This is a genomic window from Tropicimonas sediminicola, from assembly GCF_900188335.1.
Classification (GTDB): domain Bacteria; phylum Pseudomonadota; class Alphaproteobacteria; order Rhodobacterales; family Rhodobacteraceae; genus Tropicimonas; species Tropicimonas sediminicola.
Map to the genome: position 1 here is coordinate 163324 of NZ_FZOY01000008.1, position 18091 is coordinate 181414.

Here is an 18091-nt window from a genome sequence, read left to right on the forward strand (position 1 = left end):
CTCAATCCTTCACCGGCAGGGGCATGAGCACCAACATGCGTCCCGGATCGCGCAACGCGCCCGCGGTAATGCCCGCCTGATCGCCGCTGCCGCAGAAGATGTCGGCCCGTTGCGGACCCTTTATCGCCGAGCCGGTGTCCTGCGCGATCATCAGCCGGCGGATCGGGTCCGGCCCGTCGGTCTCGATCCAGACCGGCGCGCCGAGCGGGGTAAACCCGGGGTCGACGGCAACACTACGGCCCGGCGTGACCGGGCGACCCATCGTGCCGATAGGGCCCTTGTCGGCCGGCACGTCGGTCAGCACGCGGAAGAAGACGAAGGACGGGTTGTGCTGCAGTATTCCCCGGCACTCGGCGGGATGGCCGCGGAGCCAGTCCTTGATGGCCGTGGCCGAGATCTCTTCCGGGGTGAAGAGCCCGCGGCGGATCATCTCCTGTCCGATCGAGCGGTAGGGGTGCCCGTTGCGGCCGTCATAGCCCACGCGGAGGATCGTGCCATCGGGAAGCCGGATCCGGCCAGAACCTTGAACCTGAAGGAAAAACGCCTCTGCGGGATCGTCCAGCCAGGCGATCTCGAGCCCGCGGCCCTCGAGCAGCCCGCCCGCCTCGATCTCGGCCCGGGTCACCCAGGGCTCGGTCTCGGGCAGATCATCAGGCCTGGCGTAGATCGGATGGCAGAAGCGCGCGCTCCGGCTCAGCGCGCCGGGCAGTTCCGGTTCATAATATCCGGTGAAGAGCGCCGGCCCGTCGCCGATCAGGACCGGGCGAAAGAACCGCTCGAAGAAGGCGCGCGGGTCCGGTTGTGCCCGGGCTGCATCGCCCATCTGCCGCCATTCGGGGCCGTCGGGGATATCGCAGGTGACCACAAAGGCCGCGAGCGCGGCCTCGTGGTCGTCCTTTCGCCAGCCGACGAGATCGTCGAAGGCGAGAGGGCTGTGATGCGAAAGGGGAGATGCGGCCGGAACCGGCCGCGCCGGGGTCATTCGCCCGTGGCGACCAGCTGCCAGTTGGGATCGCCGGTGCCCATCTTGCGGGCAAAGGTCCAGACGTCGCGCTGGCGCTTGATTTCGGTTTCGCTGCCTTCAAGCACCTTGCCCTCGGCATCGCGGACGATGTGGGTCATCTCGCCGACGAAACGCACGGTGATCTCGGCGGTATCGGTGCCCGCATCGAACTCCGCGCCGGTCAGCGACAGCTCGCGGACGCCCACGAAGTTGGAGCTTACGGTCAGACCCTGGGCCTCGCGCTGTGCAATGACCTCGGCGAAGGCGTCGCGCACATCGTTGTCCAGGAAAGGCTCGATCCGCTCGAGCTCGCCGTGCTCGAAGGCCATGAGGATCATCTCGTAAGCGCCGCGGGCGCCCTGCAAGAACTCATGGACGCTGAACGAGGGTTCGGCGCGCTTCATCTGGGCCAGTGCCAGAGCGGCAGAGCTGCCCTCGGGAACGTGGTCGATGATGTCGCGGTCCGGGCCCCCGTCGATCACTTCGAAATCGGGCCGGTCGCCGCGGCGCAGGTTCTCGCGCTCGTTCGGCGGAAGCTGCGGTTTCTCGAAACCTTCCCTCGTCCCGAGCACAGACCGAAGCCGCAGGATCAGGAAAATTGCGATCCCGGCCAAAACCAGGAGCTGGATCACGGCAGCGCTCATCTATGTCCTCTTGTACGTGGCGGGTTGGTAAGTCGTGCCCACCGCACTTATGTAAGCGACCAAGGATGACAAGTCCACAAACGCAAACCCGGTTGGAGGACACCGATGCCGTTCCTGCTGCTCTTCATCGCGATCCCGTTGATCGAGATCGCATTGTTCATTCAGGTCGGCTCCCTTCTGGGGCTGGGTTGGACGCTGTTCATCGTGGTTGTAACGGCGGTTCTGGGTACCTCGCTGCTTCGGCGGCAGGGCCGGGGCGTGTTGATGCAATTGCAACGCAGCATGGGCGAATTGAACGATCCGACCGAACCGCTCGCGCATGGGGCCATGATCATCCTGGCCGGAGCGCTGCTGCTGACGCCCGGATTTTTTACCGATGCGGTCGGTTTCCTGCTGATGGTGCCAAAAGTGCGCGAGGCCGCGTTCCAGCAGATCCGCAAGCGGATGGTCGTTACGTCCTCCGCGACGTTCCACAGCTCATCCTACAACCGCCCGACCGGTGACCGTGGGTCGGTGATCGACGGCGACTATGAAGAGATCAAGCCCGAGCCGCGGCGGACGCAAGGTCCGTCGGGATGGACACGGGATTGAGACCTTGGCGGCGGTTTGATACAGCCAAATCAAGCAGAATTGATCCATTTCGGGAGAGAACCATGTCCGATCAACCCAACGAAACCGGCGCGCCGGCAGCCGGCGACGGCCAGACGCAACCGCAACCGCAACCGCCGCAGATGCGCGTGCTCGGGCAGTTCATCCGCGACCTGTCGTTCGAGAACGTCGTCGTTCAGAAAGGCATCAGCGGCGAGCTGCAGCCGGACGTCCAGGTACAGGTGAACCTCGACGCCAAGAAGCGCAGCACCGAAAACCAGTACGAGGTCATCACCAAGTTCAAGGTCGAGTCCAAGAGCAAGGGCACGGACTCGGTGCTGTTCCTGCTCGAGCTGGAATACGGCGGGATCTTCCACATCGAGAACGTTCCCGAAGAGCAGCTGCACCCCTTCCTTCTGATCGAGTGCCCGCGGATGCTGTTCCCCTTCGTGCGGCGCATCGTGTCGGACGTGACCCGGGACGGTGGCTTCCCGCCGCTGAACCTCGACAACGTTGATTTCGTTGCTCTTTACCGGCAGGAGCTGATCCGCCGCGCGCAGGCCGAGCAGGCCGCGAAAGCCAAGGCCGACGCCTGATCGTCACGGCCGGACGGGGGGCTGTCTGCCCCCCGCGCGCCGGTCCGGGGCTCCCCCAGAGGAAATTTCCAGACAGGTGAAGCGGGCGCGGGCGGCGTCAGCCGGCGAATTTCTTCCAGAGAGCGTCGTCTCCGAGGCTGTCGATGAGCTTTTTGTGCGCGTCGAGTTCCTCAGCCGTCAGGCGCGAGGGCAGGGGCGCCGGCCGCGGGCCGGGGCGCCAGCTGCTTTGGCCCTGGCTCGTGCTTCCGCCGCCGCTGGTGGAGAGCGCGAAGTCCGGTTGCCGACCACCGATCAGCTCCAGGTAGACATCGGCAAGGATCTCGGAGTCGAGCAGGGCGCCGTGCAAGGTCCGATTGGAGTTGTCGATGCCGAAGCGACGGCAGAGCGCGTCGAGGCTGGCGGGCGAGCCGGGAAACCGCTTGCGGGCGATGGCCAGCGTGTCGAGCGACTGGGACATCGGCATCGCCTTGAACCCGGCCCATTCCAGTTCGGCGTTGAGGAATTTCATGTCGAATGAGGCGTTGTGGATCACCAGAAGGGCATCGCCGACGAAATCCACGAATTCCTGCGCGATGGCTTCGAAAACGGGCTTGTCGGCGAGGAATTCTTCCGAAATTCCATGAACTTCGAAAGCCTCGGTCGGCATGTCACGGCGGGGATTGATGTACTGGTGATAGGTGCGCCCGGTCGGCACGTGGTTGTCGAGCTCCACGCCGCCGATTTCGACGATACGGTGGCCATCGTAGGGGTCGAGGCCGGTGGTTTCGGTGTCGAGCACGATTTCACGCATGTTTCTGCCTGAGATCCTTCATCAGTTTCGCGACCTGGGCGCGGGCGCCCTCGATGGTGGTGGTGTCGATGACGACGTCAGCCCGGGCGCGCTTCTCGGCATCGGGCATCTGCCGGGAGAGGATATGCTGGAATTGTTCCGGCGTCATGCCCGGACGGTCGAGCACCCGGCGGCGCTGCTCGGCGGGAGAGACCGAAACGGTGACCGTCAGGTCCATCGCCGCATCGGCGCCGGTTTCAAACAACAGCGGGATATCGAAAAGGGCGAAGCGCGCCTCGGTGGTGTCGATGAAGGACTGGCGATCCGCCGCGACGAGCGGGTGGACGATGGCCTCGATCCGCGACAGGGCGCTGTCGTCCGTCGCGATCCAAGCCTTCAGCGCATGGCGGCTGACGGACTCGTCCGAGATCGCGGCCGGATGCAGCGCGCGGATCGGCTCGACGGCGGCACCCCCCGGGGCATAGAGCCGATGGACGGCGGCATCGGCATCCCAGACGGCAACACCCTCGTCGGCAAACATGGCAGCGGTGGTCGATTTGCCCATGCCGATGGACCCGGTGAGGCCGATCAGGAAGGGCCGGCTCATTGGCCGAGGACCGCGTCGCGCAGAGCCTGGTCGACGACTGGACGTTGGCCGAACCAGCGTTCGAACCCGGGCGCGGCCTGGTGGAGAAGCATGCCCAGGCCGTCGACTGTGCGGCAGCCGCGGGCTTCGGCGGCCTGCAGGAATCCCGTGCGCAGGGGCGCGTAGACGATGTCGGTCGCGACGGCCTCGGGCTCCAGCCGATCGAGTGAAAGCGTGAACTCGGTCTTGCCCACCATGCCGAGCGACGTGGTGTTCACCACCGTCCTCGCGCCTTCGAACATCAGGCCGGCCATGCCCCAGTCATGCACCACCAGACGGGGGCCGAACTCGGCGCGCAGGGCGTCTGCGCGGGCACGGGTGCGGTTGGCGATGCGGATCTCCGGTGCACCGGCATCCAGCATGGCCGAGATCACCGCTCGGGCGGCGCCGCCGGCGCCGAGGATCGCGGCAGGACCATCGGCCGCCGACCAGCCGGAAGCGTTCTGGCGCATGTTGGCGATGAACCCGTAGCCATCGGTACAATCGGCGTGGATCCGGCCATCCTCGTTGAAGATCAGCGTGTTGGCGGCGCCGATCAGGGCGGCACGGTCGGTCACCAGATCGGCCAGCGCGAGCGCGGCCTCCTTGTGCGGGATGGTGACGTTGACGCCGACGAAGCCCATGCGGGGCAGGGTGCGCAGGACCTGTTCCAGGTCTTCCGGCGCAACGTCCATCGGGATGTAATGACCCTTGAGGCCATAGGTGGCGAGCCAGTGGCCGTGCAGGCGCGGCGAGAGCGAATGGGCCACGGGCGAGCCGATTACACCGGCCAGCGGTATCTTGTCTGTCATGTCTCTATCACTCCCCTGGCGACAAGATGGTCCAGAAGCGGCAGCAAAGGAAGCCCGAGAACCGAGAAGAAATCGCCCTCGACCGACGCAAAGAGGCGAACGCCCTCGGCTTCAAGCTGGTAGCCACCGACGCAATGGCGAATCGTCTCCCAGTTTCGCGCGACATACGCGTCGATATAGCCGGGCGAGAGCGCGCGCATCGTCATCCGGACGTGGCCGATATGCCGCCAGACCGGGCGGCCTTCGTAAAACAGAACGGCGGCGGAATAGAGGTGGTGAAGCTGGCCGGACATCTCGGCGAGCTGCGCCCGGGCCTCCGCCTCGCTTTCCGGCTTGGCGAGCGCGCGGCCGCGGAACTCCAGGATCTGGTCGCAGCCGAGCACGAGCCGGTCGGGCTGGCGCAGGGCAATCCGGTTGGCCTTGGACTCGGCCAGGTGGTCGGCCATGTCGCGCGGCGAAAGACCGTCGGCTTCCATGCCGGCGCGCAGCGCGTCCTCGTCGACGGAGGCGGCGCGGATCTCGAACGGAACGCCAGCGTTGCGGAGCAACTGGGCGCGGACCTCGGAGCGGGAGGCGAGGAGCAGGGTGGGCACCGGAGGCGAACTCATGTGGGTTTCCCTGTGGACAGATCTCTTGAAAGGGGTGGATGCGTTGTGACCCGATTGGGACAGAATTGCCAGATGGTGGATTTCGGGCCGTTTGCCCCGATCCCGCTCGAGAGTCATCCCCGGCGGAAAACTCGATACTCAGAGCGGCGGACAGCAACACCCATCCACCAGCATTCGGATTTCATCCACAGGTTCATGCTCATGGCGAATTTCAAAGAAGGTATTGAAACATGGTAAAAAATCAGACGTTGCGGTGACAACGAAAAGCCTTTCCGACAGCTTTCCCCCGGTGGATCGGACTGTGGACATCTCGATAATCCACATCTCCACAGCCCCTACAACTACCACATCTTTCTTTCTTTCTTTCTTTTCTATTTAAGAGAGCGGAGACCATCCGAGGGGAGAGACGCGATGATCGCGGACTGGCTGAGCAATATCTATCTCTGGACCAAGTCTCTGCATGTGATCTCGATGATTGCCTGGATGGCGGGTCTCTTCTACCTGCCGAGGCTCTACGTGCATCACACCGAGCAGACGACGCCAGGAACGCAAATGGACGGCGTGTTCCAGATGATGGAGCGGAAGCTTCTGAAGCTGATCATGAACCCTTCCATGATCGCGACCTGGCTCTTCGGCCTGATGCTGGTCCTGACGCCCGGGATCGTCGACTGGACGGCCTTCTGGCCCTATGCCAAGGGCGGCTGCGTGATCGCCATGACCTGGTTCCACATGTGGCTTGCAGCGCGTTGCAAGGACTTCGTGGCGGGCGAGTTCCGCCTCTCGGGGCGTACCTACCGGATCATGAACGAGCTTCCGACGGTGCTGATGATCGTGATCGTCTTTGCAGTGATCCTGCGCTTCTGAGGCCGCAGGCCAGCAGGGAAAGGGGCGAAGAGATTGACATGGCGGCCCTGAGCGCTTAGATGCCGCGCCAATGGCTGTCCTGCCAGGTCTCTCCTATCTCTCAAGTTGCAACGGCCGGTGCACGGCCAGGAAAGCGCATTCATGGCCGAAGACTCCCTGACACTGTCCGAACTCAAGGCCCAGACTCCGGCCGATCTTCTCGCGATGGCGGAAGAGCTGGACATCGACAACGCATCGACGATGCGCAAGGGCGACATGATGTTCGCGATCCTCAAGGAGCGCGCGGAGGATGGCTGGGAGATCTCGGGCGATGGTGTGCTCGAGGTGATGCAGGACGGCTTCGGCTTCCTGCGCTCGCCGGAGGCCAACTACCTGCCTGGCCCGGACGACATCTATGTCTCGCCCGACATGATCCGGCAGTACTCCCTGCGGACCGGTGACACGGTCGATGGCGTGATCCAGGCGCCGCGCGAGAACGAGCGCTACTTCTGCATGACGAAGGTGACGCAGATCAACTTCGAGGAGCCGGAGAAGGCGCGCCACAAGATCAACTTCGACAACCTGACGCCGCTCTATCCTGACGAGCGGCTGAAAATGGAAGTCGACGACCCGACGATCAAGGATCGCTCGGCCCGCATCATCGACCTGGTCGCTCCGATCGGGAAAGGCCAGCGGAGCCTGATCGTGGCCCCGCCGCGGACCGGCAAGACGGTGCTGCTGCAGAACATCGCCAACTCGATCGAGAAGAACCACCCGGAGTGCTACCTGATCGTCCTGCTGATCGACGAGCGCCCGGAAGAGGTGACCGACATGCAGCGGAGCGTGAAGGGCGAGGTGATCTCCTCGACCTTCGATGAACCGGCGACGCGGCACGTGGCCGTCTCGGAGATGGTGATCGAGAAAGCCAAGCGCTTGGTCGAGCACAAACGAGATGTTGTGATCCTTCTCGACTCAATCACAAGACTTGGTAGAGCCTTCAACACCGTGGTGCCTTCGTCGGGTAAGGTGCTGACCGGTGGTGTGGACGCCAACGCGCTGCAGCGGCCGAAGCGGTTCTTCGGTGCGGCCCGGAACATCGAGGAAGGCGGATCGCTGACCATCATCGCCACCGCGCTGATCGACACCGGCAGCCGGATGGACGAAGTCATCTTCGAAGAATTCAAGGGCACCGGTAACTCCGAGATCGTGCTGGACCGCAAGGTCGCGGACAAGCGCGTCTTCCCGGCGATGGACATCCTGAAGTCCGGCACCCGGAAGGAAGACCTGCTGGTCGACAAGGGTGACCTCCAGAAGACCTTCGTGCTGCGCCGGATCCTGAACCCGATGGGTACGACGGATGCGATCGAGTTCCTGATTTCCAAGCTCAAGCAGACGAAGACCAACGCCGAGTTCTTCGACTCGATGAACACCTGACCGGCGCCTGATCACGAGGATACCGATGGACACGATCTACGCCCTGGCAACGGCGCCCGGCCGTGCCGGGGTAGCAGTGGTTCGCGTGTCCGGTTCCGAGGCCTGGGCGGCGTGCCGTCGTCTGTGCGGGTCGCTTCCTGGACCCCGCCGCGCGGCGATCCGTCCTTTGCGCGATGCAGGGGAGCTGATCGATGAAGCGCTGGTGCTGGTATTCGAAGCGGGCGCCAGCTTTACCGGTGAGGCCAGCGTCGAGTTCCAGACTCACGGAAGCCCGGCGGTTGTTTCCCGGCTCCTTGCAGCGCTTTCCGGCATGGACGGCCTGCGCGCAGCCGAGGCCGGGGAGTTCACCCGGCGAGCTTTGGAAAACGAGCGGTTGGACCTGGCGCAGGTCGAGGGTCTCGCGGATCTCATCGACGCGGAAACCGAGGCTCAGCGGCAGCAGGCCCTGCAAGGTTTCACCGGCGCACTGAGCCGGAAGGCCGAGGATTGGCGCGCGTCGCTGCTCCGCGCGGCGGCCCTTCTCGAAGCGACGATCGACTTTGCCGATGAGGAAGTGCCCGAGGACGTATCTCCGGAGGTGCACGAGATCCTGGCGGATCTGGTGACGAGTTTCCGGACCGAGATCGCCGGTGTCGGTGCGGCCGAACAGATTCGTCATGGCTTCGAAGTCGCGATTGTCGGACCGCCGAATGCCGGGAAGTCGACGCTGCTCAACCGGCTTTCTGGCCGGGATGCTGCGATCACCTCGGAAATCGCGGGGACGACGCGGGATGTGATCGAGGTCCGAATGGACGTGGGCGGGATGCCCGTGACCTTCCTCGATACGGCGGGTATGCGCGAGACCGAGGACGAGATCGAATCCCTTGGGATCGACCGGGCGCGAAAGAGGGCGGAAGCGGCGGACCTTCGGATCATCCTTGGCGAGGACGACCTTGGAGTGGAACTGCGCGAAGAGGATGTGCGGGTCGCTGCGAAATGTGACCTTGGCGTCGTCGGTTCCGGCCTTCCGGTGTCTGGCGAAACCGGGGAGGGAGTGTCCGAACTCCTGTCCCTGGTGTCCGACGTTCTGGCAGACCGGGTGTCCGGTGCCGGGACGGCGACGCGGTTGCGTCATGCCGAAGCATTGAAGGTGTCGTCGGAGGCTTTGGAGCTGGCGCAGGAGTGGCTATATTCCGGCGGTGATTCCGCGGAACTGGTGGCGGAGAATCTTCGGGTGGCGATTCGAGCGCTCGACAGCCTGGTTGGGCGGATTGGAGTTGAGGACGTGCTGGGAGAGATCTTCAGTTCGTTCTGCATCGGGAAGTGAGGATGTTTCACGTGAAACACGACTTTGATGTGATCGTTGTCGGCGGCGGACATGCAGGATGTGATGCGGCATCCGCCTCCGCCCGCACCGGTGCGCGTACGGCTCTGGTCACTCTGAAGGCCGATGATCTTGGTGTCATGTCCTGCAACCCGGCCATCGGTGGGCTGGGGAAGGGGCATCTGGTTCGTGAAATCGATGCGCTTGACGGTCTGATGGGCCGCGTGGCGGACCAGGCCGGGATTCAGTTCCGGCTGCTGAATCGCAAGAAAGGGCCGGCCGTTCAAGGACCCCGCACACAAGCGGATCGTAAGCTCTACAAGGCGGCCATGCAGCGCGAGATCGCAGCCACCGGGAATCTCATCCTCGTCACGGGTGAGGCGTGCGCCCTTCAGACCGACGGTGCGCGTGTGACTGGACTTGAACTTGGGGACGGGACCGTGCTCAGGGCGGGCGCCGTGGTTCTGACCACCGGAACGTTCCTCAATGGTGTCATCCATATCGGTGACGTATCGCGGCCCGGCGGCCGGATGGGGGACAAGCCGTCCCACAAACTGGCGGATCAGATCCGGGACCTTGGCGTCGAATTCGGACGTCTGAAAACGGGAACGCCGCCGCGGTTGGATGGGCGGACGATCGATTGGGATCGTCTCGACAGCCAGCCCGGGGACGATGACCCGTCGATGTTTTCCTTCCTGTCGACGGGCCCAGTGGTTCGGCAGATCTCCTGCGGGATCACACATACCAACGAACGAACCCATGAGATCATCCGGGAGAACCTGAGCCGGTCTGCCATGTATGGTGGGCATATTGCAGGGGTAGGCCCCAGATATTGCCCTTCGATCGAGGACAAGATCGTTCGGTTCGCCGAGAAGACCTCACACCAGATCTTCCTCGAGCCCGAGGGTCTGGATGATTTCACGGTCTACCCCAACGGCATCTCCACGTCGCTTCCCGAGGACGTGCAGCACGACTACGTGCATTCGATCGCCGGTCTGGAAAACACGCAGATTCTTCAGCCGGGCTACGCTATCGAGTACGATTACGTCGATCCTCGCAGCCTCGATGCCGGGCTCAGGTTGCGCGGCCACGAAGGGCTGTTCCTGGCCGGGCAGATCAATGGGACCACAGGATACGAAGAGGCAGCGGCGCAAGGATTGGTTGCGGGTCTGAATGCGGCGCGGTTCGTTCTTGGACACGAGCCGGTGCATTTCCGTCGAGATCAAAGCTACATCGGCGTGATGGTGGATGACCTGATCACCCAAGGTGTTTCGGAACCGTACCGGATGTTTACGTCCCGGGCCGAGTTTCGTTTGTCGCTGCGGGCAGACAACGCGGATCAGCGGCTGACGCCTCTGGGTATCGAACTTGGCATGGTTTCGGAACGGCGGCGTCAGAGTTTCGAAGAGAAGATGGAACAGATCTCCGAAGCGCGGGAAATCCTCTCTGGGGTCGAGTTCACCTCTCGCACCCTTCAATCTCTGGGCGTTCGGGTGAACGAGGACGGGCCCCGACGCACCGCGTTGCAGGCCCTGGCGCTGCCGGGCGCGGATGTCGATGCATTCTCGAGAACCGCACCGGAGATCTCGGGGATTTCTCCGGACGTCTTGGAGCAGATCGGGCGGGATGCTCTCTACGCAAACTACATCGATCGCCAGTCTCGTGATGTGGCGGCGCTGAAGAAGGATGAATCCTGGGAGATCCCGGCAGATTTCGACTATGCCGTCCTGAAGGGCCTGTCGAATGAGCTGCGGCTGAAGCTGGAACGGGTCCGCCCGGACACCCTCGCGCAAGCTGGTCGGATCGACGGAATGACCCCCGCGGCGCTGACGCTGGTCCTGGCGCATCTTCGGCGAGCGGAACGTCAGCGTGCTTGAACCTGGCGATGCGCTATCTTCAGTCCTGGGTCGGGATGTTTCACGTGAAACACGGGAGCGGCTCGAGACCCACCAAACCCTCCTGACCAAGTGGAATCGGGCAATCAACCTCGTATCACCCGGTACGATAGAGAACGCATGGACGCGGCACATCCTGGATTCCGCCGAAGTCTTCGCCGCCGCACCGACCTCTGCCCGGAAGTGGCTGGATTTTGGGACAGGCGGCGGGTTCCCGGGGCTGGTCTGTGCGATCATCGCCGCGGAGTTTACTCCCGAGATTTCATTCACTCTGGTCGAAAGCGACAAGCGAAAATCGGCCTTTCTGACGACGGTTCTAAGGGAAACAGGCGTGACCGCCGAAGTGGTTGCCAGGAGGCTCGAGGACATGAGACCTCAAGCCGCCGACGTGATTTCCGCACGCGCTGTCGCATCGCTTTCGGATCTTCTCACCTATGCCTATCCTCATCTCGCTCCCGGCGGACACTGTCTGTTTCCAAAGGGAGTGCGGGCTGAAGAGGAAGTCGCGTCAGCATCAGACTCGTGGCGCTTCAAGCTGGAGCGAAGGCCGAGTATAACGGACCCGAATACCGCCATCCTCGTACTTGGAGAAATCGAGCGTGTCTGAGTCGAACCGGGCCCCAGGGCCAAAGATCATTGCGGTCGCCAACCAGAAGGGCGGTGTCGGCAAGACGACCACGGCCATCAACCTCGGCGCTGCGCTCGCAGAAGACGGCCGCAAGGTTCTTGTGATCGATCTCGATCCCCAGGGGAACGCATCCACCGGGTTGGGCATCGACGTCGCGGATCGGGAGAAATCCACCTACGACCTGCTGCTGGACGAGGTGCCGCTTGGGGACGTCGTGCGCCCAACCAACTTCGAGAACCTCTGGATCGCGCCGGCCACCACCGATCTCAGCTCGGCGGATATCGAGCTCGTCGCGAATGAGCGTCGCAGTTTCCTACTGCATGATGCGTTGCGCCAACCTGCGGTTACCACATATGGCTACGATCACGTGTTGATCGATTGCCCGCCGTCACTCAACCTCCTGACGGTCAACGCGATGGTTGCGGCGCATTCCGTGCTGGTGCCGTTGCAGAGCGAGTTCTTCGCGCTGGAGGGCCTGTCGCAGCTGATGCTCACGCTTCGAGAAGTCCGACAGACCGCCAACCCCGGTCTGCGCATCGAAGGCGTGGTGCTGACCATGTACGACGTCCGCAATAACCTCTCGCAGCAGGTCGAGGAGGATGCGCGCGACGCGTTGGGAGATCTCGTGTTCCAGACGCGGGTGCCCCGGAACGTGCGGATCTCCGAAGCGCCGAGCTTCTCCCAGACAGTCCTCGAATACGACACCGCGTCAAAAGGCAGCGCTGCGTATCGTGCCCTTGCGCAGGAAATGCTTGCGCGCGGCGTCGGTGTCACCGTCTAGAAAGGCAACCATGGAAAAGAAGAGTCAGAAAACCCGCGGGCTGGGCAGAGGTCTTTCCGCTCTCATGGCAGACGTGGCCATCGAGCCGGCAAACGCCGCGCCGACGGGTGGACCGCAGCCCTACGAGCGGCGCCTGCCGATCGAGAAGCTGGAAGCCAACCCGGACCAGCCGCGGAAGGATTTCTCCCAGACCGCGCTGCAGGAACTTTCGGATTCGATCCGCACCAAGGGCGTCCTGCAGCCGCTGATCGTCCGTCCGAGCCCTCGCAATCCGGATCGTTTCGAGATCGTCGCCGGTGAACGCCGCTGGCGCGCCGCTCAGATGGCGCAGCTGCACGAGGTTCCGGTCATCCAGCGGGACCTGACCGACACCGAAGTTCTCGAGATCGCGATCATCGAGAACATCCAGCGCGCCGATCTGAACGCGGTGGAAGAGGCGCTTGGGTATCGCCAGCTTATTGACCGGTTCGGCCACACGCAGGAGCAACTGGCCCAGGCGCTCGGAAAGAGCCGGAGCCACATCGCCAACGTCATGCGCCTGCTGCAATTGCCGACGGAGGTTCAGGCGCTGCTGCGGGAGGGCAAGCTTTCTGCGGGTCACGCGCGGGCGCTGATCACCACGGACAATCCGGCCGAGCTTGCCCGACAGGTGGTGGCCCAAGGGCTTTCGGTCCGGGAGACCGAGGCGCTGGTCAAGCGGGCGAATGCGCCGGAGAAGCCGGGTGCGGCGCCGCGCGCTTCCGCCGGCCGTGCGGAGAAGGACGCGGACACGCGCGCGCTGGAGCAGGATCTTTCGGCGAACCTTCGGATGAAGGTCACCATTGATCACATGGACATCGACGGGTCCGGCAAGTTGGTGATCCAGTACCGGACGCTCGACCAGCTCGACGCGCTCTGCCGCGTGCTCAGCGAGAGCCCGTTGGACGAGTCCATATAAAGAGGAGGACAGCGCTGAGCACCGCGGCCTGGATGGCAAGCAGGGCAGGGCGCAGTCCGATCACCAGAGACACCGCAAAGACGGCGCCGATCGACACAGAGGCATAGCGCTTGCCGCGCCTCGAGATCGCGCCGCTTTCTCGCCAGTCGCGGATCGGTGGGCCGAAGACCTTGTGTTCGACCAGCCAGTCATGCAGCCGGTCAGATGAGCGGGAAAAGCAAAAGGCCGCGAGCAGGACGAAGGGCACGGTCGGCACGAGCGGGAGCACAACTCCGATGGCTCCCAGGCCAAGCGCCACTGCGCCGGCAGCACCCCAGAGAACCCGCATTCGCTTACCCCGCAAGCAATTCGCGCAACACCGCGTTCAGCAGGGCGCGCCCCTGGTGCGTCGTGCGCAGGGTGTCGCCCTCAAACGCCAACATGCCGGCTTCCACCATCCTGTCCACCCGGTCTGGAAGCTCGGTGTCCGCGCCCATCGCAAGCAGGCGAGACATGGAAATGCCCTGTGTCACCCGCAGCCCCATCAAAAGATATTCCTCCGCGGCCTCCTGTCCAGACAGGGGAGCGAACTCCTCGAAGGCGTCAGCCTCCTGTTCGGCCTTCTTGAGCCAGGCGCCGGGTGCCGATGGGCAGACCGTGGCGTGCCTCTGTCCTTTCAAGGTCAGGCGCCCATGCGCTCCAGCCCCAACACCTGCGTAGTCACCGGCACTCCAATACAACATGTTGTGTTTGCAGATTGCGCCAGACCGGGCGAAGTTCGACACTTCATAGAGTTCGAGGCCCGCCTCGGCGCATCGTTCGACCGTCAGGTCGTACATGTCCGCCGACAGATCCTCGTCCGGCAAGCCGCGCAAACCGCCCCGCGCGGCGCGTGCGCCAAAGGCGGTGCCGGGCTCGATCGTCAACTGGTAGAGCGACAGGTGGTCGATCGCCATTTCGAGCGCCCGGTCCAACTCCTCGCGCCAGGCGTCGAGCGATTGGTCCTGCCGGGCATAGATCAGGTCGAAGGACACACGGTCGAATTCCCGCCGCGCGATATCGAAGGCGGTACTCGCCTCTGCCGCGGAGTGGAGCCGACCGAGGCGCCGGAGGTCCTCATCGTTCAAGGACTGGACGCCGAGCGAGATTCGGTTCACCCCCGCCTGCCGGTAGGCGGCGAAGCGGCCCGCCTCGACCGAGGTGGGGTTGGCCTCGAGCGTCACTTCCCAGTCGTTGGCGAGCGGCCAGGTGGCGCGGACGGTATCCAGCACCTGCGCCACCGTCTCCGGCGCCATCAGGCTCGGCGTGCCGCCGCCGAAGAACACGGTGTCGAGCTTGCGCCGCCCGGTCAGCGCGCCGGCGCGCTCCACTTCGCGAGACAGTGCATCGGCCCATCGCTTCTGGTCGATGTGCTCGGCGACATGGGAATTGAAATCGCAATAGGGGCATTTCGACTGGCAGAACGGCCAGTGGACATAGAGCCCGAACCCGGCGGCCTGCCAGTCTTCGCCGGACGCGCTCACCGCTCGAAGCAGCCCGCGACCAGCTTGGCGAAGGCGTCGGCCCGGTGGCTCATCCCGTGCTTCTTGGCCGGGTTCATCTCGCCGAAGGTCTCGGACTCGCCGTCGGGCTGGAACATCGGGTCGAAACCGAAGCCGTGCGCGCCACGCATTGGCCAGACCAGCCGACCCTGGACGAACCCGTCGAACACCTCGTCATGCCCGTCGGGCCAGGCGAGGCAGAGCAGGCAGTGGAACCGTGCGATCCGCGGTTCCGGCGCAGCGCGCTGTTCGCAGGCTTCCCAGACCTTGCCCATCGCCATTGCGAAGTCGCGGCCTTCCGGCGTTTCGGCCCAGTCGGCGGTGTAGACGCCGGGAGCGCCATCGAGCGCCTCGACGCTGAGGCCGCTGTCGTCCGACAGGGCGGGCAGGCCGCTGGCCTTGGCGGCGGCATGGGCCTTGATGCGGGCATTGCCGACGAAGGAGTCCTCGGTTTCCTCGGGCTCGGGAAGACCGAGCTCGGCGGCCGATGTGACGGAGACGCCAAAGGGGGCGAGGAGATCGCGGATCTCCTTCACCTTGCCCTTGTTATGCGAGGCAATGACCAGTTCCTTGCCGTCGAACTTCCGCATGGTTCAGCCCCCGACCGCTGCCTTTTGCGCCGCGACCAGCTCGGCGATGCCGCCCTCGGCGAGGTTCATCAGCGTGTCGAGATCGTCGCGACCGAAGGTAGCGCCCTCCGCGGAAGCCTGGATCTCGATCAGCCGGCCGGAGCCGGTCATCACGAAGTTCGAATCCGTGCCGGCCTCGCTGTCCTCGGGATAATCGAGGTCCACCACCGGCTGTCCGCCATAGATCCCGCAGGATACGGCCGCCACGTGGTCGGTGATCGGGTCGCTGATCACGTCGCCAGCTTTCATCAGCTTGTTGACAGCAAGGCGCAGCGCAACCCAGCCACCGGTGATCGAGGCGCAGCGGGTGCCGCCGTCGGCCTGGATCACGTCGCAGTCGATCACGATCTGCCGCTCGCCGAGCGCCACCCGGTCGACGCCGGCGCGCAGCGCGCGGCCGATCAGGCGCTGGATCTCCTGCGTCCGGCCGGACTGGCCTCGCTTGGCTTCCCGGTTCATCCGGGTGTGGGTGGCGCGGGGCAGCATGCCGTATTCGGCGGTCACCCAGCCGAGGCCGGTGTTCTTGAGAAAGGGCGGCACGCGCTCGTCAAGGCTGGCGGTGCACAGGACCTGCGTGTCGCCACACTTGATGAGGCAGGAGCCTTCGGCGTGGCGGGTGACACCGGTTTCGATCACGATCGGGCGCATTTCGTCGGTTTTGCGGCCGGAAGGGCGCATGGTATTTCTCCCAGGAAAAGGTTGCCCCTCTCTTGGCTTTCAAGGCAGCGTGATGCAACCCCGATTGACCCCGACGGGGTTCCGTACCTAAATCCTGACTTGGCCCTGACCATGCTTTGCAGGTTTGGAGGAATGAACGAGAGCGCACGCATTCTGGAGCAGATGAACAACCGCTCGCGGGAAGTATTCCGCCGGGTGGTCGAAGGCTATCTGACAACCGGGGACCCGGTCGGCTCGCGCACGCTCACGCGGACGATGTCCGAAAAGGTCTCGGCGGCCACGATTCGAAATGTGATGCAGGACCTGGAATACCTCGGGCTTCTGGACTCGCCGCACGTCTCGGCCGGACGGATTCCGACGCAGCAAGGACTGCGGATGTTCGTTGACGGTCTGCTGGAAGTTCGGGACCTGGACAGCGAGGACCGCGAGCGGATCGACGCCACGCTTGGCGGCAAGGACAGCGACATCGGTGACCTGATGAGCCGCGTCGGGTCCGCACTGTCCGGCGCGACGCAATTCGCGAGCCTCGTTCTGGCACCCAAACACGAGGCGCCGATCCGTCACGTCGAGTTCGTCCAGCTGGCGCCGGACCGGGCGCTTGTGGTGCTCGTCTTTGCCGACGGGCAGGTGGAGAACCGGATCTTCACACCGCCGCCTGGCCAGACGCCCTCGTCGATGCGGGAGGCCGCGAACTTTCTCAACGCCTTGGCGGATGGCAGGACGGTGACCGAACTGCGCCGCGCCATCGAGCGCGAGATCAAGACGCGCCGGCAGGAGATCGACACCCTCGCTCGCGATCTGGTCGAGAGCGGCATGGCGATCTGGGCCGATGAGGGAGAATCCACCGAGCGCCTGATCGTGCGCGGTCGGGCCAACCTGCTGGAGGCGGGCGCGGAGGCGGCGGACCTCGAGCGGATCCGGACCCTGTTCGACGACCTGGAGCGCAAGCGGGATATCGCCGAGTTTCTCGAGCTCACCGACGAGGGTGAGGGTGTGCGGATTTTTATCGGCTCGGAGAACAAGCTTTTCTCACTTTCGGGTTCCTCTCTGGTGGTTTCTCCCTATATGAACGCGGATCGAAAGATCGTGGGTGCGGTTGGCGTGATCGGCCCCACGCGACTGAATTACGGACGCATCGTGCCCATCGTGGATTACACCGCGCAGCTGGTGGGCAGGATGATCTCGGACCGGAGCTAGAGAGTTACGATGGCGGAAGCGAAGAAAGACGAGCAACACGAACCCGGGCTGGACGATATTTCCCTCGACGAACTGGCCGAAGGCGCGGAAGACTTCATGTCCGATCCGCTGACCGAGGATAGCGAGCTGGAGACGCTGCGGGCGGAACGCGACGATTTCCGCGACCGGTTCATGCGCGCCCTGGCCGATGCCGAGAATTCCCGCAAGCGCGGCGAGCGCGACCGGCGCGAGGCGGAGCAATACGGCGGCTCCAAGCTCGCCCGCGACATGCTGCCTGTCTACGACAACCTTAACCGCGCACTCGAAGCTGCGACCGAAGAGCAGAAGGCCGCGGCGGCCGCTCTGATCGAGGGCGTGGAGCTGACGATGCGCGAGCTGCTGAACGTGTTCGAGAAGCATGGCATCCACCGGGTGAAGCCGGAGGTCGGCGAGAAGTTCGATCCGCAGGTCCACCAGGCGATGTTCGAGGCGCCGGTGCCCGGCACCAAGGCAGGCGACATCATCCAGGTGATGGCCGAGGGCTTCCTGCTCCACGAACGGCTGCTGCGCCCGGCACAGGTCGGCGTTTCCTCGACCCCTGCATCGTAAGAGTACGCCGCCG

The 18091-nt window shown here is 64.2% G+C and carries 21 protein-coding genes; 11 read left to right on the plus strand and 10 right to left on the minus strand.

What is annotated here, in order from left to right; all coding sequences use genetic code 11:
• Position 1: 1 nt before the first annotated feature.
• A complete protein-coding gene (gene mltA / locus CHB86_RS18840; RefSeq protein ID WP_089234649.1) occupies positions 2-982 on the minus strand; it encodes a murein transglycosylase A in 981 nt (326 codons plus the stop codon).
• Positions 979-1647, minus strand: a complete 669-nt coding sequence (locus tag CHB86_RS18845) for a Tim44/TimA family putative adaptor protein (RefSeq protein ID WP_089234650.1) — start codon at positions 1645-1647, stop codon at positions 979-981. Before CHB86_RS18845 ends, mltA begins: the two co-directional genes overlap by 4 nt.
• 105 nt (positions 1648-1752) lie before the next feature.
• Here CHB86_RS18845 and CHB86_RS18850 point away from each other — a divergent pair, with 105 nt between their 5' ends.
• Positions 1753-2238 carry an FxsA family protein gene (locus CHB86_RS18850; protein WP_089234651.1) on the plus strand — a complete coding sequence of 162 codons (486 nt, stop codon included), beginning with the start codon at positions 1753-1755 and terminating at the stop codon, positions 2236-2238.
• Between the two features lie 62 nt (positions 2239-2300).
• Positions 2301-2831: a protein-export chaperone SecB gene (secB, locus tag CHB86_RS18855; RefSeq protein WP_089234652.1), complete on the plus strand. Its 531-nt coding sequence runs from the start codon at positions 2301-2303 to the stop codon at positions 2829-2831.
• Between the two features lie 97 nt (positions 2832-2928).
• On the opposite strand, the gene dnaQ is transcribed toward secB, so the two are convergent.
• From dnaQ to CHB86_RS18875, 4 genes are read right to left on the minus strand one after another with little or no spacing between them, the layout of a single operon-like run.
• The gene (gene dnaQ / locus CHB86_RS18860; RefSeq protein WP_089234653.1) at positions 2929-3621 is read right to left on the minus strand and encodes a DNA polymerase III subunit epsilon; all 693 of its coding nucleotides are present in this window, start codon (positions 3619-3621) and stop codon (positions 2929-2931) included.
• Positions 3614-4207 (minus strand): dephospho-CoA kinase, encoded by a 594-nt coding sequence (gene coaE, locus CHB86_RS18865; RefSeq protein ID WP_089234654.1) that lies wholly within the window; start codon positions 4205-4207, stop codon positions 3614-3616. Before coaE ends, dnaQ begins: the two co-directional genes overlap by 8 nt.
• A complete protein-coding gene (locus CHB86_RS18870; RefSeq protein ID WP_089234655.1) occupies positions 4204-5037 on the minus strand; it encodes a shikimate dehydrogenase in 834 nt (277 codons plus the stop codon). Before CHB86_RS18870 ends, coaE begins: the two co-directional genes overlap by 4 nt.
• Positions 5034-5645, minus strand: coding sequence for a Maf family protein (locus CHB86_RS18875; protein WP_089234656.1), 612 nt, complete (start codon positions 5643-5645; stop codon positions 5034-5036). Before CHB86_RS18875 ends, CHB86_RS18870 begins: the two co-directional genes overlap by 4 nt.
• A 411-nt stretch (positions 5646-6056) precedes the next feature.
• Between CHB86_RS18875 and CHB86_RS18880 the strand changes: the two genes are divergently transcribed.
• The 7 genes from CHB86_RS18880 to CHB86_RS18910 all read left to right on the plus strand — a co-directional run bounded on the left by CHB86_RS18880 (position 6057) and on the right by CHB86_RS18910 (position 13466).
• Entirely contained in the window at positions 6057-6509 is a 453-nt protein-coding gene (locus tag CHB86_RS18880; RefSeq protein ID WP_089234657.1) for a CopD family protein, read from the plus strand.
• A 141-nt stretch (positions 6510-6650) separates the two neighbouring features.
• Positions 6651-7922, plus strand: coding sequence for a transcription termination factor Rho (gene rho / locus CHB86_RS18885; protein WP_089234658.1), 1272 nt, complete (start codon positions 6651-6653; stop codon positions 7920-7922).
• A 25-nt stretch (positions 7923-7947) separates the two neighbouring features.
• Positions 7948-9228, plus strand: coding sequence for a tRNA uridine-5-carboxymethylaminomethyl(34) synthesis GTPase MnmE (mnmE, locus tag CHB86_RS18890; protein ID WP_089234659.1), 1281 nt, complete (start codon positions 7948-7950; stop codon positions 9226-9228).
• A 2-nt stretch (positions 9229-9230) separates the two neighbouring features.
• Positions 9231-11102 carry a tRNA uridine-5-carboxymethylaminomethyl(34) synthesis enzyme MnmG gene (mnmG, locus tag CHB86_RS18895; protein ID WP_089234660.1) on the plus strand — a complete coding sequence of 624 codons (1872 nt, stop codon included), beginning with the start codon at positions 9231-9233 and terminating at the stop codon, positions 11100-11102.
• Entirely contained in the window at positions 11095-11727 is a 633-nt protein-coding gene (rsmG, locus tag CHB86_RS18900; protein WP_089234661.1) for a 16S rRNA (guanine(527)-N(7))-methyltransferase RsmG, read from the plus strand. The genes mnmG and rsmG overlap by 8 nt, the downstream gene beginning before the upstream one ends.
• On the plus strand, positions 11720-12529 hold the full coding sequence (locus tag CHB86_RS18905) for a ParA family protein (RefSeq protein ID WP_089234662.1): 810 nt from the start codon (positions 11720-11722) through the stop codon (positions 12527-12529). The genes rsmG and CHB86_RS18905 overlap by 8 nt, the downstream gene beginning before the upstream one ends.
• 10 nt (positions 12530-12539) lie before the next feature.
• On the plus strand, positions 12540-13466 hold the full coding sequence (locus CHB86_RS18910; protein ID WP_089234663.1) for a ParB/RepB/Spo0J family partition protein: 927 nt from the start codon (positions 12540-12542) through the stop codon (positions 13464-13466).
• Here CHB86_RS18910 and CHB86_RS18915 read toward each other — a convergent pair.
• The 4 genes from CHB86_RS18915 to rph are packed head-to-tail and all read right to left on the minus strand — an operon-like array spanning position 13435 to position 16293.
• Positions 13435-13794 (minus strand): YbaN family protein, encoded by a 360-nt coding sequence (locus tag CHB86_RS18915; protein ID WP_089234664.1) that lies wholly within the window; start codon positions 13792-13794, stop codon positions 13435-13437. The two genes, CHB86_RS18910 and CHB86_RS18915, sit on opposite strands and share 32 nt — an antisense overlap.
• A 4-nt stretch (positions 13795-13798) precedes the next feature.
• Positions 13799-14968, minus strand: coding sequence for a radical SAM family heme chaperone HemW (hemW, locus tag CHB86_RS18920; RefSeq protein WP_089234665.1), 1170 nt, complete (start codon positions 14966-14968; stop codon positions 13799-13801).
• The gene (gene rdgB, locus CHB86_RS18925; protein ID WP_089234666.1) at positions 14965-15576 is read right to left on the minus strand and encodes an RdgB/HAM1 family non-canonical purine NTP pyrophosphatase; all 612 of its coding nucleotides are present in this window, start codon (positions 15574-15576) and stop codon (positions 14965-14967) included. The genes hemW and rdgB overlap by 4 nt, the downstream gene beginning before the upstream one ends.
• 3 nt (positions 15577-15579) lie before the next feature.
• Positions 15580-16293, minus strand: a complete 714-nt coding sequence (gene rph / locus CHB86_RS18930; RefSeq protein ID WP_089234667.1) for a ribonuclease PH — start codon at positions 16291-16293, stop codon at positions 15580-15582.
• A gap of 132 nt (positions 16294-16425) precedes the next feature.
• On the opposite strand from rph, the gene hrcA reads away from it, so the two are divergent.
• The gene (gene hrcA, locus CHB86_RS18935; protein ID WP_089234668.1) at positions 16426-17490 is read left to right on the plus strand and encodes a heat-inducible transcriptional repressor HrcA; all 1065 of its coding nucleotides are present in this window, start codon (positions 16426-16428) and stop codon (positions 17488-17490) included.
• A 9-nt stretch (positions 17491-17499) separates the two neighbouring features.
• A complete protein-coding gene (locus tag CHB86_RS18940; protein WP_089234669.1) occupies positions 17500-18078 on the plus strand; it encodes a nucleotide exchange factor GrpE in 579 nt (192 codons plus the stop codon).
• The last annotated feature ends 13 nt before the right edge of the window (positions 18079-18091 follow it).

Coding starts and splice junctions, on each gene's coding strand:
- CHB86_RS18870 (WP_089234655.1), bottom strand. CDS start 5,037: ATGACAGACAAGATACCGCTGGCCGGTGTAATCGGCTCGCCCGTGGCC.
- secB (WP_089234652.1), top strand. CDS start 2,301: ATGTCCGATCAACCCAACGAAACCGGCGCGCCGGCAGCCGGCGACGGC.
- CHB86_RS18880 (WP_089234657.1), top strand. CDS start 6,057: ATGATCGCGGACTGGCTGAGCAATATCTATCTCTGGACCAAGTCTCTG.
- rho (WP_089234658.1), top strand. CDS start 6,651: ATGGCCGAAGACTCCCTGACACTGTCCGAACTCAAGGCCCAGACTCCG.
- mnmE (WP_089234659.1), top strand. CDS start 7,948: ATGGACACGATCTACGCCCTGGCAACGGCGCCCGGCCGTGCCGGGGTA.
- CHB86_RS18940 (WP_089234669.1), top strand. CDS start 17,500: ATGGCGGAAGCGAAGAAAGACGAGCAACACGAACCCGGGCTGGACGAT.
- mnmG (WP_089234660.1), top strand. CDS start 9,231: ATGTTTCACGTGAAACACGACTTTGATGTGATCGTTGTCGGCGGCGGA.
- rdgB (WP_089234666.1), bottom strand. CDS start 15,576: ATGCGGAAGTTCGACGGCAAGGAACTGGTCATTGCCTCGCATAACAAG.
- CHB86_RS18845 (WP_089234650.1), bottom strand. CDS start 1,647: ATGAGCGCTGCCGTGATCCAGCTCCTGGTTTTGGCCGGGATCGCAATT.
- mltA (WP_089234649.1), bottom strand. CDS start 982: ATGACCCCGGCGCGGCCGGTTCCGGCCGCATCTCCCCTTTCGCATCAC.
- CHB86_RS18850 (WP_089234651.1), top strand. CDS start 1,753: ATGCCGTTCCTGCTGCTCTTCATCGCGATCCCGTTGATCGAGATCGCA.
- coaE (WP_089234654.1), bottom strand. CDS start 4,207: ATGAGCCGGCCCTTCCTGATCGGCCTCACCGGGTCCATCGGCATGGGC.
- rph (WP_089234667.1), bottom strand. CDS start 16,293: ATGCGCCCTTCCGGCCGCAAAACCGACGAAATGCGCCCGATCGTGATC.
- CHB86_RS18915 (WP_089234664.1), bottom strand. CDS start 13,794: ATGCGGGTTCTCTGGGGTGCTGCCGGCGCAGTGGCGCTTGGCCTGGGA.
- hrcA (WP_089234668.1), top strand. CDS start 16,426: ATGAACGAGAGCGCACGCATTCTGGAGCAGATGAACAACCGCTCGCGG.
- CHB86_RS18910 (WP_089234663.1), top strand. CDS start 12,540: ATGGAAAAGAAGAGTCAGAAAACCCGCGGGCTGGGCAGAGGTCTTTCC.
- CHB86_RS18875 (WP_089234656.1), bottom strand. CDS start 5,645: ATGAGTTCGCCTCCGGTGCCCACCCTGCTCCTCGCCTCCCGCTCCGAG.
- dnaQ (WP_089234653.1), bottom strand. CDS start 3,621: ATGCGTGAAATCGTGCTCGACACCGAAACCACCGGCCTCGACCCCTAC.